The 20,997-nt window shown below is 66.7% G+C and carries 24 protein-coding genes; 11 read left to right on the top strand and 13 right to left on the bottom strand.

The genetic code is table 11. From position 1 onward, the window contains the following. Positions 1-40: 40 nt before the first annotated feature. From ACFWO8_RS19390 to ACFWO8_RS19370, 5 genes are all read left to right on the top strand, one after another. Entirely contained in the window at positions 41-907 is an 867-nt protein-coding gene (locus ACFWO8_RS19390) for an alpha/beta fold hydrolase (protein WP_378952737.1), read from the top strand. Next, positions 894-1,493, top strand: coding sequence for a TetR/AcrR family transcriptional regulator (locus ACFWO8_RS19385; protein WP_378952734.1), 600 nt, complete (start codon positions 894-896; stop codon positions 1,491-1,493). Before ACFWO8_RS19390 ends, ACFWO8_RS19385 begins: the two co-directional genes overlap by 14 nt. Positions 1,494-1,540: 47 nt before the next feature. Beyond that, positions 1,541-2,329 (top strand): DNA repair protein RecO, encoded by a 789-nt coding sequence (gene recO, locus ACFWO8_RS19380; protein WP_378952731.1) that lies wholly within the window; start codon positions 1,541-1,543, stop codon positions 2,327-2,329. A 118-nt stretch (positions 2,330-2,447) separates the two neighbouring features. Then, complete coding sequence (locus ACFWO8_RS19375; protein ID WP_378952728.1) at positions 2,448-3,266, top strand: isoprenyl transferase; 819 nt, start codon at positions 2,448-2,450, stop codon at positions 3,264-3,266. An 83-nt stretch (positions 3,267-3,349) separates the two neighbouring features. Further along, positions 3,350-3,703, top strand: a complete 354-nt coding sequence (locus ACFWO8_RS19370; protein ID WP_378952964.1) for a YbjN domain-containing protein — start codon at positions 3,350-3,352, stop codon at positions 3,701-3,703. 4 nt (positions 3,704-3,707) lie between these two features. Here the strand turns inward: ACFWO8_RS19370 and ACFWO8_RS19365 are convergent, their stop codons facing one another. Continuing rightward, a complete protein-coding gene (locus ACFWO8_RS19365) occupies positions 3,708-4,460 on the bottom strand; it encodes an LGFP repeat-containing protein (protein ID WP_378952725.1) in 753 nt (250 codons plus the stop codon). Between the two features lie 109 nt (positions 4,461-4,569). Next, complete coding sequence (locus tag ACFWO8_RS19360; RefSeq protein WP_378952720.1) at positions 4,570-5,178, bottom strand: TetR/AcrR family transcriptional regulator; 609 nt, start codon at positions 5,176-5,178, stop codon at positions 4,570-4,572. 103 nt (positions 5,179-5,281) lie between these two features. Between ACFWO8_RS19360 and ACFWO8_RS19355 the strand changes: the two genes are divergently transcribed. Continuing rightward, entirely contained in the window at positions 5,282-6,256 is a 975-nt protein-coding gene (locus ACFWO8_RS19355; RefSeq protein ID WP_378952717.1) for a hypothetical protein, read from the top strand. 73 nt (positions 6,257-6,329) lie between these two features. Then, on the top strand, positions 6,330-7,052 hold the full coding sequence (locus tag ACFWO8_RS19350; protein WP_378952714.1) for a DUF1152 domain-containing protein: 723 nt from the start codon (positions 6,330-6,332) through the stop codon (positions 7,050-7,052). Positions 7,053-7,059: 7 nt separating this feature from the next. Here the strand turns inward: ACFWO8_RS19350 and ACFWO8_RS19345 are convergent, their stop codons facing one another. From ACFWO8_RS19345 to ACFWO8_RS19325, 5 genes are read right to left on the bottom strand one after another with little or no spacing between them, the layout of a single operon-like run. Then, complete coding sequence (locus ACFWO8_RS19345) at positions 7,060-8,244, bottom strand: Fic family protein (protein WP_378952711.1); 1,185 nt, start codon at positions 8,242-8,244, stop codon at positions 7,060-7,062. Positions 8,245-8,285: 41 nt separating this feature from the next. Then, the gene (locus ACFWO8_RS19340) at positions 8,286-9,038 is read right to left on the bottom strand and encodes an ESX secretion-associated protein EspG (protein WP_378952708.1); all 753 of its coding nucleotides are present in this window, start codon (positions 9,036-9,038) and stop codon (positions 8,286-8,288) included. Then, positions 9,025-10,401, bottom strand: a complete 1,377-nt coding sequence (locus tag ACFWO8_RS19335) for a hypothetical protein (RefSeq protein ID WP_378952705.1) — start codon at positions 10,399-10,401, stop codon at positions 9,025-9,027. The genes ACFWO8_RS19340 and ACFWO8_RS19335 overlap by 14 nt, the downstream gene beginning before the upstream one ends. Beyond that, complete coding sequence (locus tag ACFWO8_RS19330) at positions 10,398-10,778, bottom strand: hypothetical protein (RefSeq protein WP_378952702.1); 381 nt, start codon at positions 10,776-10,778, stop codon at positions 10,398-10,400. The genes ACFWO8_RS19335 and ACFWO8_RS19330 overlap by 4 nt, the downstream gene beginning before the upstream one ends. Before the next feature lie 12 nt (positions 10,779-10,790). Then, positions 10,791-11,369 carry a DUF3558 domain-containing protein gene (locus ACFWO8_RS19325; protein ID WP_378952961.1) on the bottom strand — a complete coding sequence of 193 codons (579 nt, stop codon included), beginning with the start codon at positions 11,367-11,369 and terminating at the stop codon, positions 10,791-10,793. A gap of 136 nt (positions 11,370-11,505) precedes the next feature. On the opposite strand from ACFWO8_RS19325, the gene ACFWO8_RS19320 reads away from it, so the two are divergent. Continuing rightward, positions 11,506-11,772, top strand: coding sequence for a hypothetical protein (locus ACFWO8_RS19320; RefSeq protein ID WP_378952699.1), 267 nt, complete (start codon positions 11,506-11,508; stop codon positions 11,770-11,772). Between the two features lie 92 nt (positions 11,773-11,864). Then, entirely contained in the window at positions 11,865-12,194 is a 330-nt protein-coding gene (locus ACFWO8_RS19315; RefSeq protein ID WP_378952696.1) for a hypothetical protein, read from the top strand. 16 nt (positions 12,195-12,210) lie between these two features. Here the strand turns inward: ACFWO8_RS19315 and ACFWO8_RS19310 are convergent, their stop codons facing one another. The 5 genes from ACFWO8_RS19310 to ACFWO8_RS19290 form a co-directional block, all read right to left on the bottom strand. Further along, positions 12,211-12,708, bottom strand: coding sequence for a hypothetical protein (locus ACFWO8_RS19310; RefSeq protein ID WP_378952693.1), 498 nt, complete (start codon positions 12,706-12,708; stop codon positions 12,211-12,213). Between the two features lie 5 nt (positions 12,709-12,713). After that, the gene (locus tag ACFWO8_RS19305; RefSeq protein ID WP_378952690.1) at positions 12,714-14,573 is read right to left on the bottom strand and encodes an alpha/beta hydrolase; all 1,860 of its coding nucleotides are present in this window, start codon (positions 14,571-14,573) and stop codon (positions 12,714-12,716) included. Further along, positions 14,573-14,866 (bottom strand): type VII secretion target, encoded by a 294-nt coding sequence (locus tag ACFWO8_RS19300; RefSeq protein WP_378952687.1) that lies wholly within the window; start codon positions 14,864-14,866, stop codon positions 14,573-14,575. The genes ACFWO8_RS19305 and ACFWO8_RS19300 overlap by 1 nt, the downstream gene beginning before the upstream one ends. Before the next feature lie 107 nt (positions 14,867-14,973). Next, positions 14,974-15,456, bottom strand: coding sequence for a Fur family transcriptional regulator (locus ACFWO8_RS19295; RefSeq protein WP_378952684.1), 483 nt, complete (start codon positions 15,454-15,456; stop codon positions 14,974-14,976). Further along, entirely contained in the window at positions 15,428-15,778 is a 351-nt protein-coding gene (locus ACFWO8_RS19290; RefSeq protein ID WP_378952681.1) for an ArsR/SmtB family transcription factor, read from the bottom strand. Before ACFWO8_RS19290 ends, ACFWO8_RS19295 begins: the two co-directional genes overlap by 29 nt. Before the next feature lie 188 nt (positions 15,779-15,966). Between ACFWO8_RS19290 and ACFWO8_RS19285 the strand changes: the two genes are divergently transcribed. Beyond that, positions 15,967-17,367 carry a glycine--tRNA ligase gene (locus ACFWO8_RS19285; protein ID WP_378952678.1) on the top strand — a complete coding sequence of 467 codons (1,401 nt, stop codon included), beginning with the start codon at positions 15,967-15,969 and terminating at the stop codon, positions 17,365-17,367. A gap of 128 nt (positions 17,368-17,495) precedes the next feature. Beyond that, positions 17,496-18,812: an acyltransferase gene (locus ACFWO8_RS19280; protein ID WP_378952675.1), complete on the top strand. Its 1,317-nt coding sequence runs from the start codon at positions 17,496-17,498 to the stop codon at positions 18,810-18,812. Positions 18,813-18,960: 148 nt separating this feature from the next. Here the strand turns inward: ACFWO8_RS19280 and ACFWO8_RS19275 are convergent, their stop codons facing one another. Continuing rightward, positions 18,961-20,976 carry a TPM domain-containing protein gene (locus tag ACFWO8_RS19275; protein WP_378952672.1) on the bottom strand — a complete coding sequence of 672 codons (2,016 nt, stop codon included), beginning with the start codon at positions 20,974-20,976 and terminating at the stop codon, positions 18,961-18,963. Positions 20,977-20,997: the final 21 nt, after the last annotated feature.

Genomic DNA, 20,997 nt, shown 5'->3' with positions numbered 1-20,997 from the left:
AACAGTAGATATGCCCAGCATCCGACCAGGGGAGGACCCCATGGGAATCAGCTCAGCACTCGGCCCGGCGCACGAGATCGCCCTGTCGTCCGGCCGCATCCGCTATCACGACACCGGCACCGGATCGCCGGTCGTGTTCGTTCACGGACTGCTCGTCAACGCCGACATCTGGCGCGGGGTAGTGCCCGGCCTCGTCGCCGCCGGACACCGCTGCCTCACACCCGACTGGCCACTCGGATCCCACACCATCCCGATGCCCGACGCCGACCTCAGCCCCACCGGCATCGCGGACCTGATCGCCGAGTTCCTCGACGCACTCGACCTCACCGATGTCACCCTCGTCGCCAACGACACCGGCGGCGCGCTCACCCAGATCCTGATGACCCGCCGACCGGAACGGATCGGGCGCGTCGTCCTGGCCGCCGTCGACTGCTACGAAGTGTTCCCGCCCCAGCCCTTCTCGAGTCTGCTGAAGGTGGCGAAGATTCCCGGCGCGATCGGCCCGCTGCTGGCACCGATGCGCTGGAAGTTCGCGCAGCGCCTGCCACTCGGCTTCGGCTGGGTGACCAAACACGAACTGCCGCAAGACATCGCGCAGTCCTACCTGGGGCCCGCCCGACGCAGCGCCGCCATCCGCGACGACCTGCGCCGTTTCGCCGCCAGTGTGGACAACCGATTCACCATCGCCGCGGCCGAACGCTTCCCCACGGTCGATGTGCCGGTGCTCGTGGTGTGGGCGACCGAGGACAAACTGTTCCCGATGGCGCTGGCGCAACGGCTGGTCGCCGATCTACCGCGGGCGAGCCTGCGCACCATCGACGATTCCTACACATTCGTCCCCGAGGACCGGCCGGAGTTGCTCACCGAACTGATCGTGGAGTTCACTCGGCTGCATGCAGCGCCGTAGTCAGGAGGATCGTTCCCGCACTACCCGAGCCGCGCTCGAGCAGGCAGGCCGCAGCCTGTTCGCCGAGCGCGGCTTCGCCGGTACGTCGGCCGAGCAGTTGGTGGCCGCCGCCGGTGTCACGCGTGGCGCCCTGCACCACCACTACGGCGACAAGCGCGGACTGTTCCTCGCCGTCCTCGAACAGGTCGAGACCGAGGCCACCGCGGAGATCGCGAGCGCCATCACCGCTGTCGACCGCGCCGATGTCATCGGCGGGATGACCGCGGGTCTGGCACGTTTCCTCGACATCTGCGCCCGCCCGGAAATGCTGCGCATCGTGTTGATGGACGCCCCGACCGTCCTCGGCTGGCCCGCTTTCCGCGAATTCGAAGCGCGCCACGGCCTCGGCCTCATCACCGCCGAACTGCAACGCGCCACCGACGCGGGCCTGATCCCGGTCGCCCCGGTCCCGGTACTCGCGCAATTACTGCTCAGCGCCATCACCGAAGCCTCGCTCATCGTCGCCCACGCCGATGACCCCGAGCGCGCCCGCATCGAAACCCAGCAATCGCTGCTGGTGCTCATCGCCGGCCTGCTCCAGTCCTGATCCGTGTCCGTGAGTCCGGTGTCGGGCCCGCATGCAAGACTGGCCACGTGCGGTTGTATCGGGATGAGGCGATAGTGGTTCGCCAGCACAAGCTGGGCGAGGCCGATCGCATTGTCACGCTCCTGACCAGGCAGCACGGGCTTGTCAGGGCGGTGGCGAAGGGGGTACGGCGCACCAAGTCGAAGTTCGGGGCGCGGCTCGAGCCGTTCTCCTACATCGACGTGCAGTTGCACCCGGGCCGCACACTCGACATCGTCACCCAGGTCATCACCGTGGAGGCGTTCGCCGCCGACATCATCGACGACTACGGCCGCTACACCACCGCGTGCGCGATCCTCGAAACCGCCGAACGCCTCGCGGGTGAAGAACGCGCACCCGCCCCGAAGCTGCACGTACTCACCGCGGGCGCTCTGCGCGCCATCGCCGCCAAGCAGCGCCCGCACGAACTGATCCTCGACGCTTATCTGTTGCGCGCCATGGGTTTTGCCGGTTGGGCGCCCGCGCTCGACGAATGCGCCCGCTGCGCCACCCCCGGCCCGCATCGCGCCTTCCACGTGGCAGCGGGCGGCGCGGTCTGTGTGCACTGTCGCCCACCGGGCGCGAGCACGCCTGTCACCGGGGTGCTCGATCTGCTCGTGGCCCTGTTGAAGGGGGAGTGGGCCTACATCGACAGCGTCCCCGACAATGTCCGCCGCCAGGCCAGCGGTCTCGTCGCCGCTCATCTGCAGTGGCATCTGGAACGTCAGCTGCGCACGCTGCCGTTGATCGAGCGGTCCCGCATCGAAGCCCCGACCGTGGATCGGTCCGACGCCGCTGTCGTCGGCCGGGTCGGCTGAACAGCCCGACACCCCGAGCCTGCGTTCGCAGGCCGGTCGCAGCGCGCGACGCTCGAGTGAGGACCGGTACGCCCGTCAACCCGGAGCCCGTGCAGCCCGCACCCGGCGATCAGGCAGGATGGATGCCGTGATCCTGCGTCGTGACTCTTCTCCCGCGAGCAAGCCGGACGGCACCCGCACCGTGCGCCCGCCGTCCCAGCATCCCTCCGGCGCGCGCCCGCCCGCGATCCCGCCGGAGCTCGTGCCCAACCACGTCGCGCTGGTGATGGACGGCAACGGCCGCTGGGCCCAGGAGCGTGGCCTGCCGCGCACCGCCGGACACGAACGCGGCGAGGCCGTGCTCATGGACTCCGTCGAAGGCTGCATCGAGATCGGCGTCAAGTGGCTCTCGGCCTATGCCTTCTCCACCGAGAACTGGCGGCGCAGCCCCGACGAGGTGCGCTTCCTGATGGGCTTCAACCGCGACGTGATCCGCCGCCGCCGCGACGAGATGCACGAGATGGGTGTGCGGGTGCGCTGGGCCGGGCGCCGACCGCGCCTGTGGCGCAGCGTGATCAAGGAACTCGAGGTGGCCGAAGAGCTCACCAAGGACAACGACGTGATGACGTTGACCATGTGCGTCAACTACGGTGGCCGTGCCGAAATCGCGGACGCCGCAAGGGAAATCGCGCGCCGGGTGGCCGCGGGGGAGATCGACCCGGAGAAAGTCGACGAGGCCACCGTCGCGAAGTACCTCGACGAACCAGACATGCCGGACGTCGACCTGTTCCTTCGCCCCTCTGGTGAGTTCCGAAGCTCGAACTTCTTGATCTGGCAGGCCGCCTACGCCGAATTCGTCTACCAGGACACGCTTTTCCCCGACTTCGACCGGCGTAACCTGTGGGACGCGTGCCTGGAATACGCCAAGCGCGACCGTCGCTTCGGTGGCGCCAAATGAGCGACAGTCACGACGGAGCCGACATGGATGCGCTGCTCACCCCGGAACTCGACCTGCAAGCACGCGCCGGTGCCTGCCTGCAGATGCAGGACATCGAAGTCCGCGTCGACAACGACCGGTCGCTGGGATTCGAGTACGACGGTGCCCTGTGTTCGATCCGCGCGGTCACCCTCGCCCCCGGCCTCACCGTGCTGTCGCTGACCAGCGTGCTGGCTTGGGATCGTCCGCTCAAGGCGGCCCTGCACAAGCGCGTCGCCGAGCGTAACAACGAGATCCAGTTCGGTTCGGTCACGCTGATCGCCCGTGGCCAGCTGGGCGACGTCATCCTGCGCTACACCTTCCCCGCCGAAGGGCTGGACGACGGCGCCCTCACCACCATGCTGCTGCTGGCCCTGTCCGGCGCGAGCCGAGCCCGTCAGGGGTTGCTCGCGCCGTAACGCGTCAGTTGCTGGGCTTCCAGGTGATCTTGCCGCCCTGGAAATCCTGGGCCTTGCCGCCCTGGTAGTCGTATTCGTCGCTGGTCGGGTAGCCGTAGCGGCCGCCCTCGGCGCCCGCGCGGATCCAGTCGGCCTGGATGTTGCCCCAGACCGCGTGCGCACCGGTCTTCGATGTCCAGTAGATGGCGCCGGTCGGGAACATGGTGAACTGGCCGTCGCCCTTGCCTGCCGCGGAGACGTCGGTGAGCGGGAAGCCGAGCGGGCTCGACTCCCAGCCCAGCGCGCCCCACTTGTCCAGGATCGGGCCGCTGATCTGGTGCGCGCCGGTGCCGACGGACCAGTAGATCGAGCCCTTCTGGAAGTGGTTGTAGCGACCGCCGCCCGACGGGGTGGACTGCTCGCGGGTGGTCGGGTAGCCGAGCTTGCCCGACTCGTTGCCCGTCTGGGCGAACTTGTCGCGGATCTGGCCCGCGACGGTGTGGGCATTGGTGTCGGGATGCCAGTAGATGGCCGCGTTGTTGGCGAAGGTCTGGTACTTGCCACCGGCCGCCGCGTCGGCTTCCGGGGAGGTGGGCTCGCCCAGCGCCGGGCCGCCGGCCTGGTCGTATTCGGTCTCGATCGCGCCGCCCACCTCGAATCCGCCGATCATCCGGGCCTGCGCGGTGCCTGCCATCGCCGCGGGCAGCGCGGCCGCGACGGTGAGGGTCGCCAGCGCGGCCAGGCCGCGTGATCGAAGGGTTCGACGGTGCAATGTCACAGGAAACTCCCTGGTCGGATCGGTATTCAACGATGTCCGGCGCTCGGGACCCCCTCCGGTGCCGCACCCGAACCTACCCGTTGGGCGCCGGTGGCAACAGTGGTCTTGCTCACCGGGGGTGATGGGGTGGTCCCGGCAGCATTACCTCGAGGCCGCGGGCGAAATCGTCGGGTTCGACATCCCCGAGCAGCAGGTGCTGCAGGATGAACCCGGGCAGCAACCCGATGATCGTCTTGGCGATCACGTCGGAGTCGGTGCCGGGGGGCAGCCAGCCGGTTTCGCGCAACCGGTCCGCGTACTCGAACCACAGCGCGCGCATCGACGCGATGGCCGCGCGCACCGGGACGGCTGCCTCGGTCGAGACCAGGGCCAGCGCCCATGCCTGCGGGGCGAGCCGCAGCGGCCCGTCCGGTCCACTCCGCTTGACGATCTCGGTTGTCAGCAGCCGGATTACTTCGGCTGGGGGAGGCAGGTTCTCGCTGCGGATGATCTCGGCGAGCCGCTCGCGCAGCGGCCCCATCGTGCGGCTCACCAGCGCGCCGATGATCTCGTTCTTGCTGGTGAAGTACCGATAGACCGCGCCTGCCGACATCCCGGACTCGGTGAAGACATCCTGCATCGAGGTCTCGTGGAACCCCTTGCGGGCGAAGCACAGCTGCGCGGCGTCCAGGATCTGCTGCCTGCGGCGTTCCAGGTGTTCTTCGCTGACTCGGGGCATGGGTCAAAAGTAAAACGAATGTCCGTTCTTGACAAGTGAGGTGGGTGGTGTCACGGTGGAGACACCAAAAAGAACGAACATTCGCTTTAAGGGGATAACCGCCATGACGATCACCCGCCGAGCAGTAGCTCTCGGCCTCGCGGTCACCGCGATCCAGGCCATGATGCTGATCGCCTTCGCCTGGCCCACCGTCAACCTGGCCCCGCGCGACCTGGCGATCGCCGTCGCGGGTCCCGGCTCCGTCCAAGTCGCCGAGCAACTGCGGCAGCGCGATCCCGAAGCCTTCGAGATCACCACCGTCGCCGATGCCGCCGAGGCGCGAATCGCACTGTCCGACAACGAGATCTACGGCGCCATCGTCACCGGCAACGGCGCACCGCAGGTCCTGGTCGCCTCCGCCGCCTCACCCGCCGTCGCCCAGCAACTCACCGCCGTCGCCCAACAACTCAGCGGGCTACCCGCCGCGCAAGTCCAGGACGTGATCGCGACCGACCCCGACGACCCACGCGGCGCGGGCTTCGGCTCGATGGTCCTCCCGCTCGTCATGTCCGGCATCGCCGCAGGCGTCCTACTCACCCTGCTGATCCCGTCTCTCAGCGCCCGCCTCGCCGGCCTGGCCACCTTCGGTATCGCAGGCGGCCTCCTCAGCACCCTGGTCTTCCACACCTGGCTCTCGATCCTGCCCGGCTCCTACCTCGAACTGGCCGCCATCGCCGGCCTCGCCTCCTTCGCCGTCTCCGCGACAATCGTCGGCCTGGCCGCCGCCATCGGCCGCCCCGGCATCGGCCTCGGCGCCCTCACCATGCTGCTGATCGGCAACCCCTTCTCCGCCGCTACCTCGGCCCCCGAACTCCTGCCCCAGCCCTGGGGCACCCTCGGTCAGTTGCTCCCACCCGGCGCAGCAGCCTCCCTTCTCCGCTCCGTCGCCTACTTCAACGGGGCAGGCGCCCTCACCCCACTCGCCGTTCTACTCGCCTGGGCAACAGGCGGCCTCGCCCTCCTCGCCTTCGCCGCAGCGCGCACCCGTCAGATGAGCACGCCCACCGCAGCTCCTGAGCCGGTCGCTGTACCTGCCTGATCCCCCACGCGAAGATGCTCCGCACGAAGAACTTTCGTGCGGAGCATTTTGGCGGTGCTGTGAAAGCATCTCCGTGAGAGCGGGTTCGATACGGTATTCCCCCGTACAGGTTGCCGACCATGGATTCGCCGACCAGGTATTCATGGTTCGCAAGGGCGGAACCGCCTCGGTCCGTGCCGCATACGAATGGCTGGCGCGTGAGCTGGACCTCGACGGCGTCGTGCTCGTCGATGGCGGTACCGATCTGCTGATGACCGGTGACGAGGCGGGGCTCGGAACGCCTGTGGAAGATGTCACGAGTTTGCTGGCTGCCTCGGCGCTGGACTTGCCGGTCAAGCTCGCTGTCTGCGTCGGGTTCGGCGTCGACACTTTTCATGGTGTCTGTCACGCCCACTTTCTGGAGAATGTGGCCGCCCTCGCCAAAGCTGGCGCCTATCACGGGGTTTTCGCACTCACGCCCGGGATTCCGGCGGTGGACTCTTGGCTCGACGTCGTCTCCTGGGTGCAGCGCCGTAGCCCTGGCCGCGAGAGCATTGTGTGCGCGTCGATCACCGATGCGTCGTGCGGTGAGTTCGGCAACCATCATTCGCTCGCCCGCACCGGGGCAGATGACGCTGAACTGTTCATCAACCCCCTGATGTCGATGGTGTGGGGGTTCGATCTCGATGCCGTCGCCCGGCGCGTTCTCTATCGCAGCCACATCGAGCACGCGGCAACGCCATTCGAAGTCGCAGCCGCCATCGAAGCTTTCCGGAGCGAGGTGCCGCTGCGTCCGTGGCGAAACATTCCGGTGTGAGCAGCAGCTATTCCTGGGTCGGGTCCGTGATTTCCGTCAGCTCGTATGACGTATTTCGGCCGCTCGAGTCGGAGCGACGCAGTACTCCGAGGTCGATCAGTTCGTTGATGTCGCGGAGGGCCGAGGCTTGCGAGGTCTTGGTGATGATCGCCCATTTTCTGGTCGTCAGTTTTCCGTTGAAACCATCCAGAATTCGATTGAGCATTTCGATCTGGCGGGTGTTCTTTGCCGTCGTGTGCCAATTGCGCCAGAAGCGAGCTTTTGCTAGGGCTGCGTCGATGGTGTTGTCGGCGTTGTCGATGGACCGGTGTAGGGCATCGAGGAACCAGAGCAGCCAGGGGGTGACATCGAGGTCGCCTCGTTGGGTGCTTTCGAGGATGGCGTAGTAGTTCTTGCGGTCGCGCTGGATCTGGGCGGACAGGCTGTAGAAGCGGCGGGGGCTGTTTTCGGAGCGGGCGAGTGCGAGATCGCCTATTGCGCGGGCGATTCGGCCGTTTCCATCATCGAAGGGATGGATGGTTACGAACCAAAGGTGCGCCAGACCAGCTTTCACTACCAGGGGTTCGGGGGTTTCCGCGTCGAGCCAAGTCAGGAATCGGTGCATGTCCTCGTCGAGGCGGGATGCGGGAGGTGCTTCGAAGTGGACAAGCTGGCGACCGTACGGTCCGGAGATCACCTCCATCGGGCCGGTCTCGTCGGTTCGCCAGCCGCCCACGCGGATTCGCGAGATGCCGGAGTAGCCGGTGGGAAAAAGTCCGGCGTGCCAGCCGAACAGGCGCTCCGCTGTCACGGGTCGGTCATGATGGCGGGTGGCATCAAGGATCATGTCGACGACACCGTCGACCCTGCGGTCAGTCGGGGTTGTCGCGCCGATATCCACGCCGAGTCTGCGGGCGATCGACGATCGGACCGACGCCGCGTCGAGTAACTCGCCTTCGATGGCGCTCGACTGCACGACGTCGGTGGTGAGTGCTTCCAAACCGGCGCGTTCCTGTGTGGCGTCGTCGGCGTGCGTGAGTCGGCCATGTAGGCGTCCTTGCGCGAGTGTGACGGCTGCGGTCGGTTTGGCGAGCAGTGCGGCGTCATAGGTCAAGCGAGGCCAGTCGGCTGCCTCCCAGATGTACCTACGGGTCGTCATGCAGCGATTGTATCGCTTATTCGCTGCAGAATCTGAAGCGAATAAGCGATACAATCGCTGCACTGTCGCCGCCCGATTGCCCTGCGCGGTGGTCGTTAGTGGCCGAATTCTTGGTGGTAGCGCTGGGCTCGGGTGAGCATGCGGTGGATTCCGGCGATCATGCGGTCGGTGGGGAGGGGTTCGGCGATGATGGGGTCGCCGGTTTTTACGTAGTAGCGGCCGTCGGGGTAGTCCATCCACCAGAAGGTGCGGGCGGGGGTGGGGCGGGCGTCGAGGGCGGGGCCGGAGAGGGCGGAGACTTCGCCGAAGGCTTGGCGGGGGCGGCGGAAGATGGTGTTGAGCTGGTCGGCGGAGGTGAGTCGGCCCGCTCGGTATTCGAAGTGGTCTTCTTCGGCGGCCAGTTGGTCTCGGCGCACCTCGACCGGGGGTTTCTTGCCCGGTTTGGTGCGGGGGAGGGCGGCTACGGTCAGGGCCGCTACCTGGATGGGGGTGCAATAGGTGAGGGTGACGCCTGCGCCGGTGTCCTCCGTGGTGCCGGGTGCTTGTTGCAGGGTGGCGCCGATCGCGCCGCGGACCGCGCCGTGGAAGCGGATGATGTTCGAGTTGTCCTTGCCTACATAGCCTTTGGATTCGACTCTGGCCTCGGGGTCGAGCAAGACGGACAGGGCGCGCTCCACCGCGGGGTCGTATTTGCGGAGGAGGGTTTCCACGGCCGCCTCGCGCTGCTGCTTCAGCTCGTCGAATTCGGTGATGTCGGTGCGGTATTGGAGGGGGTAGGGGAGGCGGTCGCGGCCGTAGCCGGACCACAGGATCTCGAACTCGATTCCGGTGAATTCAGTTCGGTGCACTGTCGTTGTCTCCGCCGATCACGGGGGGTACGGTCCTGATCTCGTTCGTGCCGAGCAGGAGGTCGGCGTTTTCCTGGGTGATCAGGTAGTCGGGGATGGCTTTGGTTCGTTCCTCGTCGGAGTTGCCGCGACCCGCGCCGGGGGCGCCCATGCCACCGATACCTGCCGCGCCGCGACCGGTCCCGGAAGAAGTTGTGCCCGAGCGGGTTCCGGCTGCTGCTGCTGCCGCGGGGGACTGGCTGCCCGGGACGGCGTTGCCGGGGGATGCGCTCGTCGGGGTGCCGCCGCCGGCGCGGGGAGAGCCGCTCCCGCCCTGACCGCTGCCACCGCGGCTGCCGACGACTGAGCCGCTGCCACCAGGGCTGCCGACGACTGAGCCGCCGACGCCGGGGCTGCCGACGACTGAGCCGCCGACGCCGGGGCTGCCGGTCCCCGGAGTCGCCACGCCGGGGCTGGTCGGTGTTGTAGCGGTCGGTGTTGTGGTGGATTGCGATGTGGTGGTTGTGCTTTGAGGTGTGGTCGAGCCCGGCTCGGTCGAAGACGGTGTGGTGGAGGACGGTTCGGTGCCGGAATCCTCGGGCATCGCGCCGTCGCCAGACGAATCCGCTGTCGGGTCTTCGGTTGTGGTGCCATCGGTGGTCGAACCATTTTGGTTACCAACGGTGTTCGTATCGCCGTTGCTTCCGGGACCGCCGTCGTCGCCGGCAATGGTCGGTGCTGCAGGCAGGAAGGGGACGCCGTTGTCGGTTTGACCGGCGACCTGGCTGTACACGGAGCGCAGGATCCGTCTGCCCTCCTGGGTGGCCTCGTCGCGGTTGTGGTCGTCGACCTTCATCACGCCGTCGGTGGGCAGCGACTTGCCGGTGACGTTGGTGCGCTCGGTGAGGCCGGGCATCAACGCCTGGGTCTGCTCGATTCCGGTGCGCATCTCGGTCAGTTTGAGACTGATCGCGGTCGCGGCCTGAGAAAGCGGAATCGATTGCTGGGCATAGTTGTTCACGGCGGCTACCGCAGCGGAAGCCGCCGCGCCCGTCCACCCGCTGTGGCCGTCGGCGCCGGTGATGGTGCGGGCGAACTGCTGGTTGAACCCGATGAACGTGCCCATCAGCGCACCGCCGATATTCGCCCACGCGGTGACCGCGTCATCGACGAGCTGCGGTTTCATCGCCGCGACCGCTGCCTGCATCTGCTCGAGCGTCATGCTGTCGTAGCTGTCAGGGGTGGTGATGTGCGGTGGTTGGATGTCGCCGCCGAAGATCGTGGAGTAGTTGCCCGCGAGCTGTCGGTCATAGATCTTGGCCCGCTCGGTATTCCACTGCTCCTGTGCGGCGATCACCCTGCTCTTGTAGTCCTCGTAGGTCACAGGTGTTCTCCTGTCGCGGAGATCGCGGCGCCGGTAGCTTCGTCTTGGGCGACGAAGTTCGCAATCGCTTTGGCGACAACCTCTTTCGCTGTCTGGACTGCCTCGATGTGCTGCCGGAGCACAGTATCCAACGCGCGATCGCCGCCGGATGCGGTCTGGGAGAACTTCTTCTCGAGGATCGCACTGGAGTCGAACGAACCGAAGCCTGAGATGCGACCCACTCGCTCGACCGACAAGAACACCTCTTCCAACCGACTGATGTGGTCATCGCACACGCGGTCGAGGTCACGGCCGACTTCCGGATCGAGTGCCAACTCGCCCGCGTTGGCTTGGGTCAGCAGTTGGTTCCACTGATTCGGATCGATTCCCAGCACCATGCTGCCACCTCGTCAGTTCGCTGGGAGGTACTGGGCCAGAGCTGTACTGAGTCGAGTCGCCTCGGCGCACGGCTCAGGCGGGTTCTTCGCTGAGACGCGGTTCTGCAGGTGGAAATCGACTGATCCGTTGGTGACCTCAACGCTGACGTAGCACGCAAGGTCGTTCGCGGACCCGACTGGCCGGAACTGTAGTGCCTTGAATGCGCCGATCGTCACGTCGGCAAAATCGGTGTATTCGGTTGTCCGCTGACGAGACTCGGCCAAGGTGTGCTCGGACGACATGAGCGCCAAGCTGTACTGGTTTCCTGGGTCTTTCCAGGCGCAAACCTTCCACCCGGTGAAGTCCACCCCGGCGACGTCTTTCGATTTGCTCCCGGCATTCAGCCCAGCTCCACTGATCGCCGAATCCGGCAACGAACACGGATCCCACACCTTCGCCTCGGCATCCACCGAGGTAGGACTCGCCGCCACGCTCACAGCACTCGTCTGCGGACCAGCCGTCCCCTGCTCCCCGCCCCCACACCCCACAACAGCCGACCCCACCGCCACGACAACGCCGACCACTCTCGCCGTACTGATTCGAACTGTCATTTCCGCATCCCTCCCAGAGCGCCGGTGCCCACCCATGACGTCCCCCGAGATCGTAGCCACTCTTGCGCCCATCGTGACAGTTCGATACCAGTGAATCGGCAGTATGCAGCCAAATACCAAGTGTATGGTCTTAAGTATGGCGAACACCAAGAAGGTGACGGTGACGATCCCCGCGGACCTGATCGACGAGATCCGGTCCGAAACCGGCGAGCGCGGACTGTCTTCCTACGTGGCGGAAGCGCTGCGCGCCAAACGGGATCGTGATCGGCTGACGGAGCTGGTCGATTGGTTGCAGGCTGAACATGGTCCGGTGACAGCCGCTGAGCAAGCGGAAGCGTTGCGCGAGTTGGAGATGCTGGACGCTGAGCACGGTCGCCGCCGTGCACAGGGCGACGTCGCGTGAAGGGTAAAGCGCGTGCGGCACGAACCGCACCGCTACGGACCTTTGTCCTCGACAGCGAGGCGCTCTCGCTCGCGGTTGGGGGTGACCGCAAAATGATCGCTCGTCTCGAGCTCGCCGCCCGAGGCGCGGCCGATGTCGTGACGACACCGATGACGTTGGTCGAGGCATACGACGGCACAACGACCGAGCAGCGATGGGATTGGGTTCTGTCGCGCATGGTCGTGGCTGAGATCGGCAAGGACGAGGCGCGCAAGGCCAGACGGGCCTTGACTACCGCAGGCTTGCACGGGCACGAATACGCCATCGACGCGGTACTGGCCGTCATCGCGGCAGCACAGCGGGGGCAGGTCACCGTCTTCACCTCCGATGTCGACGATATGGAGAGTTTGCTTCCGAGCACAATCGCTGTCGTCAAGGTGTGAGCCATCGGCGATATCTCTACTCCGCCGCGCAGGGTGAGGAGGCGGTCATCGAGAACCGCACTTCTCTTGTCGGCCCGACAGAGGTGTCGCGGGACGACGAGACGGTGTAGCCGTGTGCATCGCGGTAGAACCGATTCGCCGGGTCGTCGTCCGGCCGCTGGCTCGGTTCGAGTGTGAATCCCCGCGTGGTCATCGCTGCGAGGTTGGCCATCGCACGGTCGATGAACTCCTGGGACGGGTTCACCTCCTCCATCGTGACGCGGAGCCGCCATGGCGGCCCTTCCGACATCATCGAGTCGTTGGTTCGACAGCCGACGCCAGAATAGGGCAGAGGGGCGCGTTCGATCCTCACCTGTTGCGGCCAGACGAGTTCGAGATTGTGCTCGACAATCGGACCCGCTTCGGCGACGGTCAGCCCCGTTGCGTCCTTGATCTCCTGGTTGGTCGGACCTTCGTTGATCAAGGCGCCGCACCCGGTCAGAGTCGCGGTGGCAAGCACCGCAAGTGCGGTCATCATTCTCATTTGACGTCGATCTTTTCGCCGAGTTGGGGGTTGTCGGTGATGCGAGGGTTCGCGTAAGGGTCGAGGTTCGGATCGCCGAAGGCATCCGCGAGGGCGCCGGCACCGGCGGCCTTCGCCGCGTCGAACGCTTCCTTGCCGCCATCGCCGTTGTCACCCAAACCGATATCGACATAACGTGTTTCGATTCCGCGCTCGACGTACGCGGTCGCGTCCGATCCGCTGATAACACCGACGATGTTCTCGAACGCCGTCGAGTTCGGATCGTCCCAGTACTTGCCGTGCCCGTCGGATCCGAAGACGACCTCGTTCGGATGGTCGGTGGATCCGTCACTGTAGAAGCCAGTGTCCAGGCGGGTCACGCCGGGCAATTCGTCGGGATCGCCCCCGAGCAGCTCGGAGGCATGGGGGTTGCCGGGAAGTCCCACCGCTCCTGGAATCCGCAGTCCCTCATGGGGATACGACTGCACAACACCGATCAAGTCACCAGGTGCGGTCATCGAATATCGCTGGACGTCCGGGTTCGGGTTGTTCCAGCCCGTGTCGAAAACGCCTGTGCCTGCCGACGATGCGTGCAGAATCCGGTCGGCACGCAAACCGAGCTGCTCCGCCGAGCCGACGATCGAACCACCGTAGGAGTGCCCGACGTAGGAGACGGGCGTACCGGGTGTGGTCGCCGCGACTTCCCGGTCGATTTCGCGGCCGAAGTCGACAAGCCGAGGCGCCATGTCCGCCGCGAACCCGGGGCTCGGCGCACCGTCGGAAGGACTCGTAAGACTCTGGGGGAAGTCGCCCTCCATGTAGAGGAAGACCGGACTCCCGGATTTGTCCGCCAGGTTCCACGCCGCAACGTGGTTGGACCCGGAGCCATTGAGATTGGTACTGGTGCCGGGTACATAGACGCCGACGCCCGGCGCACCGGACTTCATCTCGCCGATCATCTCGATCATCCGACCGTTGCCTTCGGTGCTGAACATGACGAACTTACGGTCGACCATATCCAGCCGCGGGGTCGCGTCCTTGCCGGTCGCCGCGGCCGCTGCAGCGAGAGTGCCCGTGCCTTCGGGATTCGGCACCGGCGCCAGCATCGCCTCCAACTGCGTGATCCTGGACTCGTCCCGATTCGGCTCAGCCCTCTCCGAGGTGAGCGCGTTGCGGACGTTGATCTCATTGGCCTCGATCCGCATCACGAACGGCACCCCGTTCAGGTTGCCCAGCTTCTCCGGCGCCGCGATCACCAGTTGGCGTTGCGCTTGCGCACTCAACCCGGCCAGGAAAGTCGCCCGCTCATCCGGCGACATCGATGCCAATCGGATCGCCACAGCATCCGGATCCTGGACCGACCCGTCGGCGAGCGTGATGTCGGGTTGACCGTCGCGCATCGCGCCGAGGTCGCCGACAGACTCGCGCAGTCGCGTACCGAACACGTTGTCGAGGCGTTCGATTTCGTCCAGCCCGCTCATCAGGTTGAGCTGGAAAACCCCTGCGTCGCCTTCCTTTTCCGGATCGGGATGAGTCACCCGTCCGTCGGCGGCAACCGCGAAACCTTGTGCGACCGCGAGGTTCTTCTGGTCCAGCACATAGGTTTTGGAGTGGTTCAGGCCCTGATAGGCATCTTCGGCATCGTCGGCGACCCGCAGCAGCACGGTGCGCACCTCATACCCGTGATCGACTTCCTCGTCGATGCGTCGCGACGCCGCGTCCTTGGTTTGTCCGTGCCAGCTACCCGCCGTCGACACCGCGCGCGAGCAGTCGTCGACCGAGGTCGAGAGGATGTCGGCATTGGCACGGGCGGCTTCGGCGGCGCGGTGCAGCCCTTCGAGATTCCAGGTGTCGAGTTGGGGGATCGTCGGCCGCATCAGCGGGTACCGAGCTTCCCGATTTCGCCCGCGGTCTCGGCATCTTTGGCCTGGATATCGGCCGAGAATCTGTCGACCAGATCTGCCAGCGTCGTGTATCGGGTCGCGATCGAGTCCATCGCCTGCGAAGCCGGGTCGGCCAGTCCGCGCACGGCGGCGAGTACATCACTGCCGTCGCCGGTCGCCTCGCCTGCGGTCGCCCAGCTCAGCGCGTCGACCTCGCCTGCCTCCCGCCGCCAGGCCGTCGCCATGGTCTTCAACTGATCGGGCTCGACGCCCAGGGTCCCACTCACGATGTCCCCCTCCTTCGCTGCCGAAGGACTACGCGTCCATGTGGACCGGTCCCCTCGTGAAGGTTGGACGGGGCACGCGAAGCGAAGGTTCCATCATGTGACGTGAGTCACACTGATGCGGGTTCGTCCTCGTCCGCCTCGGCTCGGCTGCGCACGCAGTCGCGGCAGGTGCCGAAGATCTCGAGCGTGTGGCTCACCTCGGTGAATCCGTGGTCGCTCGCGATCGTCTCGGCCCACGCCTCGACCGTCGGGCCCTCGACCTCGACGGTGCGGCCGCAATGGCGGCAGACCAGGTGGTGGTGGTGGCCGCTCGAGCACTGGCGGTAGACGGATTCGCCGGTGTCGGTGCGCAGCACGTCGACCATGCCCGCGTCGGCGAGGGACTGGAGGGTGCGGTAGACGGTGGTCAGGCCGATGCCCTCGCCGCGTTTGCGGAGCTCGTCGTGCAATTCCTGCGCCGAACGGAACTCGTCGATATTGCTGAGCAGGGCCGAGATGGCACTGCGCTGACGGGTGCTGCGAACCCCGACCTGCTTCGCGGAGGTGTTGTCTGCCAACGGATTACCCTTCCTCGGCGTGGGCGACGGCATCGACGACGATGTGCGCCAGATGATCGTCGACGAGTTCGTAGAGCACCTCGCGGCCCGAACGTTCGCCGTGTACGACGCCCGCCGATTTGAGAATGCGCAGATGCTGGCTGACCAGCGGCTGGGTGACGCCGAGTGCGTCCACCAGCTCGTGCACGCAGCGCGGCGACTCACGCAACTGCAGCACGATGGCGATGCGTACCGGCGCGGCGAGTGCCCGCAGCAGCTCGCCCGCGTCCTCGAGCACCGTGCGCGACGGCACGGCGGCGGGGGCGGGGGAGTGGTACGGGTTGTGCTGGTGCGCGGGCGCGGCCTCGGTGGTCATGAACCAACTCCTTAATGGAAACAGATTCCATTTTGATATGCATGGTTGCGCATGTCAAATGACGCGCCGCGCTGGACACCTCGGGTGCTGCTAACTCACTGGACGGGTGCCGATACGCTCTATTGCAATACGAACGCTACGTCGTAGGGCAAGAGAGCCGACGTAGCGAACATTCCGACTCGCAGTGGATGGAGAAATCTCGCGTGGCACCCAAGTCGAAGGTGGACACCGTTGCCAACCTCGCCAAGCGCCGGGGTCTGGTCTACCCGTGCGGTGAGATCTACGGAGGCACCAAGTCGGCGTGGGACTACGGTCCGCTCGGCGTCGAACTGAAGGACAACATCAAGCGGCAGTGGTGGCGGACCATGGTCACCAGCCGCGACGATGTCGTCGGCCTCGACTCCTCGGTGATCCTGCCGCGCCAGGTCTGGGAGGCATCGGGCCACGTGGCCACCTTCTCCGATCCGCTGGTCGAGTCGCTGCACACGCACAAGCGTTACCGCGCAGACCATCTCATCGAGGCCTACGAGGCCAAGCACGGCCGCCCGCCGGCCAACGGCCTGGCCGATATCAACGATCCCGACACCGGCCAGCCCGGCAAGTGGACCGAGCCGCGCAACTTCTCCGGCCTGCTCAAGACCTTCCTCGGCCCGGTCGACGACGAAGAGGGCATGCACTACCTGCGTCCCGAGACCGCGCAGGGCATCTTCGTCAACTTCAAGAACGTCCAGGAGACCGCGCGCAAGAAGCCGCCGTTCGGCATCGCCCAGATCGGCAAGAGCTTCCGCAACGAGATCACCCCGGGCAACTTCATCTTCCGCACCCGCGAGTTCGAGCAGATGGAGATGGAATTCTTCGTCAAGCCCGGCGAAGACGTCGAGTGGCACAAGTACTGGATCGACGCCCGCCTGTCCTGGTACACCGACCTCGGCATCGACCCGGAGAACCTGCGGCTGTTCGAGCACCCGAAGGAAAAGCTGTCGCACTACTCGGCGGGCACCACCGACATCGAGTACCGCTTCCGCTTCCAGGGCAGCGAGTGGGGCGAGCTCGAGGGCATCGCCAACCGGACCGACTACGACCTCAAGACGCACTCGGAGCACTCCAACGTCGACCTGAGCTACCGCGATCAGGCCAGCGGTGAGCGCTACACGCCGTATGTCATCGAGCCCGCGGCCGGTCTGACTCGTTCGCTGATGGCGTTCCTGGTCGACGCCTACACCGTCGATCAGGTGCCGACCGCGAAGGGCACGACCGAAGAGCGCATCAGCCTGCGCCTGGATCCGCGCCTCGCGCCGGTCAAGGCCGCGGTGCTGCCGCTCTCGCGCAACGCCGACCTGACCCCCAAGGCCAAGGACCTCGCCGCCCAGCTGCGCCGCAACTGGAACGTCGACTTCGACGACGCGGGTGCCATCGGCCGCCGCTACCGTCGTCAGGACGAGATCGGTACCCCGTTCTGCATCACGGTCGACTTCGACACCATCGACGACCAGGCCGTGACGATCCGCGAACGCGACTCGATGGCCCAGGAGCGCATCGCCCTGGACAAGGTCGAGTCCTACCTGGCAGCGCGGCTGATCGGCGCCTGATTTCTCAGGTCGCAGAGCCCGCACCGGCAAGCCGGTGCGGGCTCTTTCGCGTCCGAGGTCTGGGCGGTTGATCACACCGCGTAGCTGACGGTTTGCGTTGGGTGGGCGCTTGCCTCACGATCTTCGTTGTGCTGTGGGAACCAGAAGACGTGATGCGGGTGCTCGACCCGTCCGAACAACGATTCGTGCGGCACGCGACCTTCACCGGGCGGTCGGTCACGGTGCGCGGGGAACTGGACGCTGCTGGGCTCGGCGCGGCCTTCGCGACGCTGCAGCGGAGGTTCCCGATTCTGGTCTGCCGGATCGTCGAGGACGCCGACGAGAACGGAATCCTGTTGCGCCCCGGGCATATCGAAGCCGTCGGTGCGTGGGTGAGTTTCGGAGAGCCCGACGAGGTCCGGATTCCGGCCGAGTCCATGGACCCCGGGGCCCAATTGGCGTACCTGGATGTGGTTCTCGCTGAAGAGGATCGGGCACGGGTCACGTTGTTCGTGCACCACAGCGTGGCCGACGCGGGCCATTGCGTCGAACTGTTCGCGCGGTTGTGGGACTACTACACCGACTATGTGGAGCTCGCGGCCGATGCCGCTCACGCCGACACCGCAGCCGTCGTCGCGGAGCCGGAGACCGGGGCCGGTGTGGCGCGGGAGTATCCGGCGTCGCTCGAGGCGCTACTGGCACACCGGGGGATCCGGCGTGGACGGCGGTCGGGGCTCGAGCCGGTGACGCGTCCGCTCGTCGCCGCTGAACCGGTGAGCGGGGTCGAGCGGTCGGAGGCTCCGGCCTGCCTGGCTCGGCCGGCGCGGATTCAGCTGGACACGATCGCGACCGCGCGGGTGCTCGACATGGCTCGCGCGCATGCGGTGAGCGTCAACGGGTTGGTCACCGCCGCGGTGTTGCGGGCCTATGCCGATCTCTCCGGTGCCGACAGCGTCTCGTGCGTGTATCCGGTCGACCTGCGCAGGCGCCTCGACCCGCCGGTCGGCGCGGAAGCGGGCACCAACCTATCCGGCCTCGCCGCGTTCCGCGCGGATGCCGCCGACACCGAGGACCTCATCGTCCTCGCTCGCCGGATCGGCACCAGCCTGCACAACGACCTGGCCGACGGCGTGATCGAACAGTCCGTCCTGCACTTCCCGGACTTCTTCGGGCCCAACCGAATCCACTCCACCGCAGGCCATATCGCCCTCACCAACACCGGAACGGTGCCAACGTTCCGCGCCCCCGCCGGGCTGATCCTCGACGACTACGAGATCGTTTACCTCTCCGCACACCCCCGCTCGTCCACGGGGGCGTCCGCGGCGGTCACTTTCCTCGTGTACACCTATCTCGGCAGGTTGACCATCGGCCGGTTGGGCGGGGGAGCGCTCGCCACCGACTTGCTCGATGCTGTGGCCGCAGAGTTGTCCTGGTCACCCGCCGACCGGGAAGCCGCGACCGCCTGAGTTCGACCGGGGCCGTCGCCACCGACCGGGGCCGTCGCCACCGACCGAATGGCCGCAGCTGCCGCGGAATCGTCCTTGGTCGCCCGCGGGCCACCGCCTGAGTTCGATAGAGGTGTGCGGTGATCGGCGTTGCTTTCTGCCGCCTGGATCAGAATCTGCCGCCCCGGCTGACTCGCCGCGATCCCGACGATCCGCCGAATGAGCCCGGCCGATAGCCGCCGCCACCGCCGCCGAAACCACCGCCGCCGAAACCGCCGCCGCCGAAACCGCCGCGCCGCGAACCGCCGCTCATCGTGCCGCGCAGGAGCTCGTTCAGCAGGATTCCGCCCAGCACCGCACCGGTCTGGGAGCCGCCGCCCGACATCGGCTGGCGGGTTTCCCAGGCCTGCACGCTGGCCTGTGCCTGCTGCATCGCCCGGCCGCCGAGGTCCGCGGCCGTCTGCGCGCTGACGAGCGCGCGGTCGAGGTCGCTACCTGCGAGTGCGCGCGCTTCGTCGAGATGGCGTTGCGCCTCCGAGAGCCGGGTGCGCGCTTCGGCATCGACACCGCCGCGGCGGGTGGTGATGAAGGAGGACGCCGCGTCGATGCGTGCGGACGCGTCGGTGAGGGTGCGGTCGAGTCTGCGCCGCAGATCCTCCACGGCCAGTTTGCGATCCGACGCCGCCGCGATCGCCCGGTCCAACTCGGCATCCGCGGTGACCGCGTCGTGGAAGGTGCCGAGGGGATCGCTGTCGGCGTTCGGGGTATTCATGGCCTCGGTGGCGGAAGAGACCGCGGCGGCGAGGTCGGCGCCACCGAATTCGGTGAGACTCTTGGCCGAGCTCAGGTCGGCGCGCAGTTCGTCGAGGGCGGCAGGCAGACCATCCCGCGCCTGCTGGATATTGGTCGCGGCCTGGTCGACGGCATCGAGCAAGGTCGCGGCCTGCCCGATCGCGCCCTCGGCCGCGCGGATCGCCGCGACTGCGCCACCCTGCTGCCCGACCGGCTGCGCGAGCGCGGTGCGGGCGTTGTCGATGTTGTTCTCGGCGAAGGTGATTCGTTCCTGCGCCATCCGCACGTTGTCATGGATCGGCGCGATGACCGAAGGTGGGTAGGTCGAATCAAGCCGGGCGAGTTCGGCTTCGGAGCCCGGCATGCGCGCGGTCAGTTCGATGATGTCGCGGGTGAGCGCGTCCAGCCGGCCCGGCGCGTCGATGAGCAGATCGCGCATGGCGTCGAAATCGGTGACCTGCGCATCGAGTTCGCGATCGGCCTTGCCCGCGGTCGCGATCAGCTCGATGAGCATGGCGCGCTGCTGATCCGGTGTCTCCGGGACAGCGTCGTCGAGTTGCTGACGAATCGTGAACGCCTTCGCGGTGGCGGCGCGGGCGGCATCGAGTGCGGAGCGGAACGGGGTCACCGCGGTCTCACCGAATTCGCTGGTCGCCAAGGTCAGTTCCTCGCCGCTGGTTCGCACGGCATCGTCGATCTCGACCAACCGCTCGCGGGAGAGCGCGTGCAGGGTCGGCAGCGACAATTTCGCCAGGGCCGCCGAATCGGTCGGGTCGAGTTCTCGCGCGTTCGTCAGTTCGGCCCGGTCCCTGTTGCCACGGCGCTTGCGCGAGAACAACATCAGACCGCCTGCCACCACGACCACGCCCAGGCCGATGAGGGCCAGGACGCCCCATGGCACGCTCGTGCCCTGCAGCGCCGAACCGATCCCCTCAGCCGTGTCGACCGCGGCCTGCGCCCACTTCTGGTCCCGCAGATCGGGTTCCACCGAACTCGCGAGCAGCGAATCCAGTTCGGCGTCGGTCACACCATCGGGAAGGGTGCCGTCGAGCCAGTAGCCGCGATCGTCGACGGCCACCGCCAGCAGTAGATCGCGATCGCTGAAACCGGAGAGGTCGACGGTGCGGGCGGCCCAGTCCCGCGCCGCCAACGACCCGAACGTGCGCACATAGATCACCCACAGCTTGACCTGGTGATCGCGGTAGAGGGCGTCGACCGCGTCGAGCACACGCCCTTCGTCGCCCGCGCTGAGCACGTTCGCGGTATCGACCACCTGCGGACCCATCCGCTCGGGCGGTTCGGCGACAACGCTGGGCGCGCACAACAGACTCAGCACGGCGAACACCGCGCAGAGCACGGAAACCGATCGTGGGGCCGAACTCGACAGCGGCATGTGTCGAATCTAACCGCCGCG

It is taken from the genome of Nocardia sp. NPDC058480, from assembly GCF_042720495.1.
Classification (GTDB): Bacteria; Actinomycetota; Actinomycetes; order Mycobacteriales; family Mycobacteriaceae; genus Nocardia.
This window is presented reverse-complemented; position numbering and strand designations above follow the sequence as displayed.

Excerpts from the sequence above, each read along its gene's own strand:
- ACFWO8_RS19390 (WP_378952737.1), top strand. The coding sequence starts at position 41 with ATGGGAATCAGCTCAGCACTCGGCCCGGCGCACGAGATCGCCCTGTCG.
- ACFWO8_RS19385 (WP_378952734.1), top strand. The coding sequence starts at position 894 with ATGCAGCGCCGTAGTCAGGAGGATCGTTCCCGCACTACCCGAGCCGCG.
- ACFWO8_RS19320 (WP_378952699.1), top strand. The coding sequence starts at position 11,506 with ATGGCGAACACCAAGAAGGTGACGGTGACGATCCCCGCGGACCTGATC.
- ACFWO8_RS19275 (WP_378952672.1), bottom strand. The coding sequence starts at position 20,976 with ATGCCGCTGTCGAGTTCGGCCCCACGATCGGTTTCCGTGCTCTGCGCG.
- ACFWO8_RS19325 (WP_378952961.1), bottom strand. The coding sequence starts at position 11,369 with ATGACAGTTCGAATCAGTACGGCGAGAGTGGTCGGCGTTGTCGTGGCG.
- ACFWO8_RS19310 (WP_378952693.1), bottom strand. The coding sequence starts at position 12,708 with ATGACCGCACTTGCGGTGCTTGCCACCGCGACTCTGACCGGGTGCGGC.
- ACFWO8_RS19355 (WP_378952717.1), top strand. The coding sequence starts at position 5,282 with ATGACGATCACCCGCCGAGCAGTAGCTCTCGGCCTCGCGGTCACCGCG.
- ACFWO8_RS19315 (WP_378952696.1), top strand. The coding sequence starts at position 11,865 with ATGATCGCTCGTCTCGAGCTCGCCGCCCGAGGCGCGGCCGATGTCGTG.
- ACFWO8_RS19330 (WP_378952702.1), bottom strand. The coding sequence starts at position 10,778 with ATGGTGCTGGGAATCGATCCGAATCAGTGGAACCAACTGCTGACCCAA.
- ACFWO8_RS19305 (WP_378952690.1), bottom strand. The coding sequence starts at position 14,573 with ATGCGGCCGACGATCCCCCAACTCGACACCTGGAATCTCGAAGGGCTG.
- ACFWO8_RS19295 (WP_378952684.1), bottom strand. The coding sequence starts at position 15,456 with ATGCCGTCGCCCACGCCGAGGAAGGGTAATCCGTTGGCAGACAACACC.
- ACFWO8_RS19360 (WP_378952720.1), bottom strand. The coding sequence starts at position 5,178 with ATGCCCCGAGTCAGCGAAGAACACCTGGAACGCCGCAGGCAGCAGATC.
- ACFWO8_RS19290 (WP_378952681.1), bottom strand. The coding sequence starts at position 15,778 with ATGACCACCGAGGCCGCGCCCGCGCACCAGCACAACCCGTACCACTCC.
- ACFWO8_RS19370 (WP_378952964.1), top strand. The coding sequence starts at position 3,350 with ATGCAGGACATCGAAGTCCGCGTCGACAACGACCGGTCGCTGGGATTC.
- ACFWO8_RS19285 (WP_378952678.1), top strand. The coding sequence starts at position 15,967 with ATGGAGAAATCTCGCGTGGCACCCAAGTCGAAGGTGGACACCGTTGCC.
- ACFWO8_RS19375 (WP_378952728.1), top strand. The coding sequence starts at position 2,448 with ATGGATGCCGTGATCCTGCGTCGTGACTCTTCTCCCGCGAGCAAGCCG.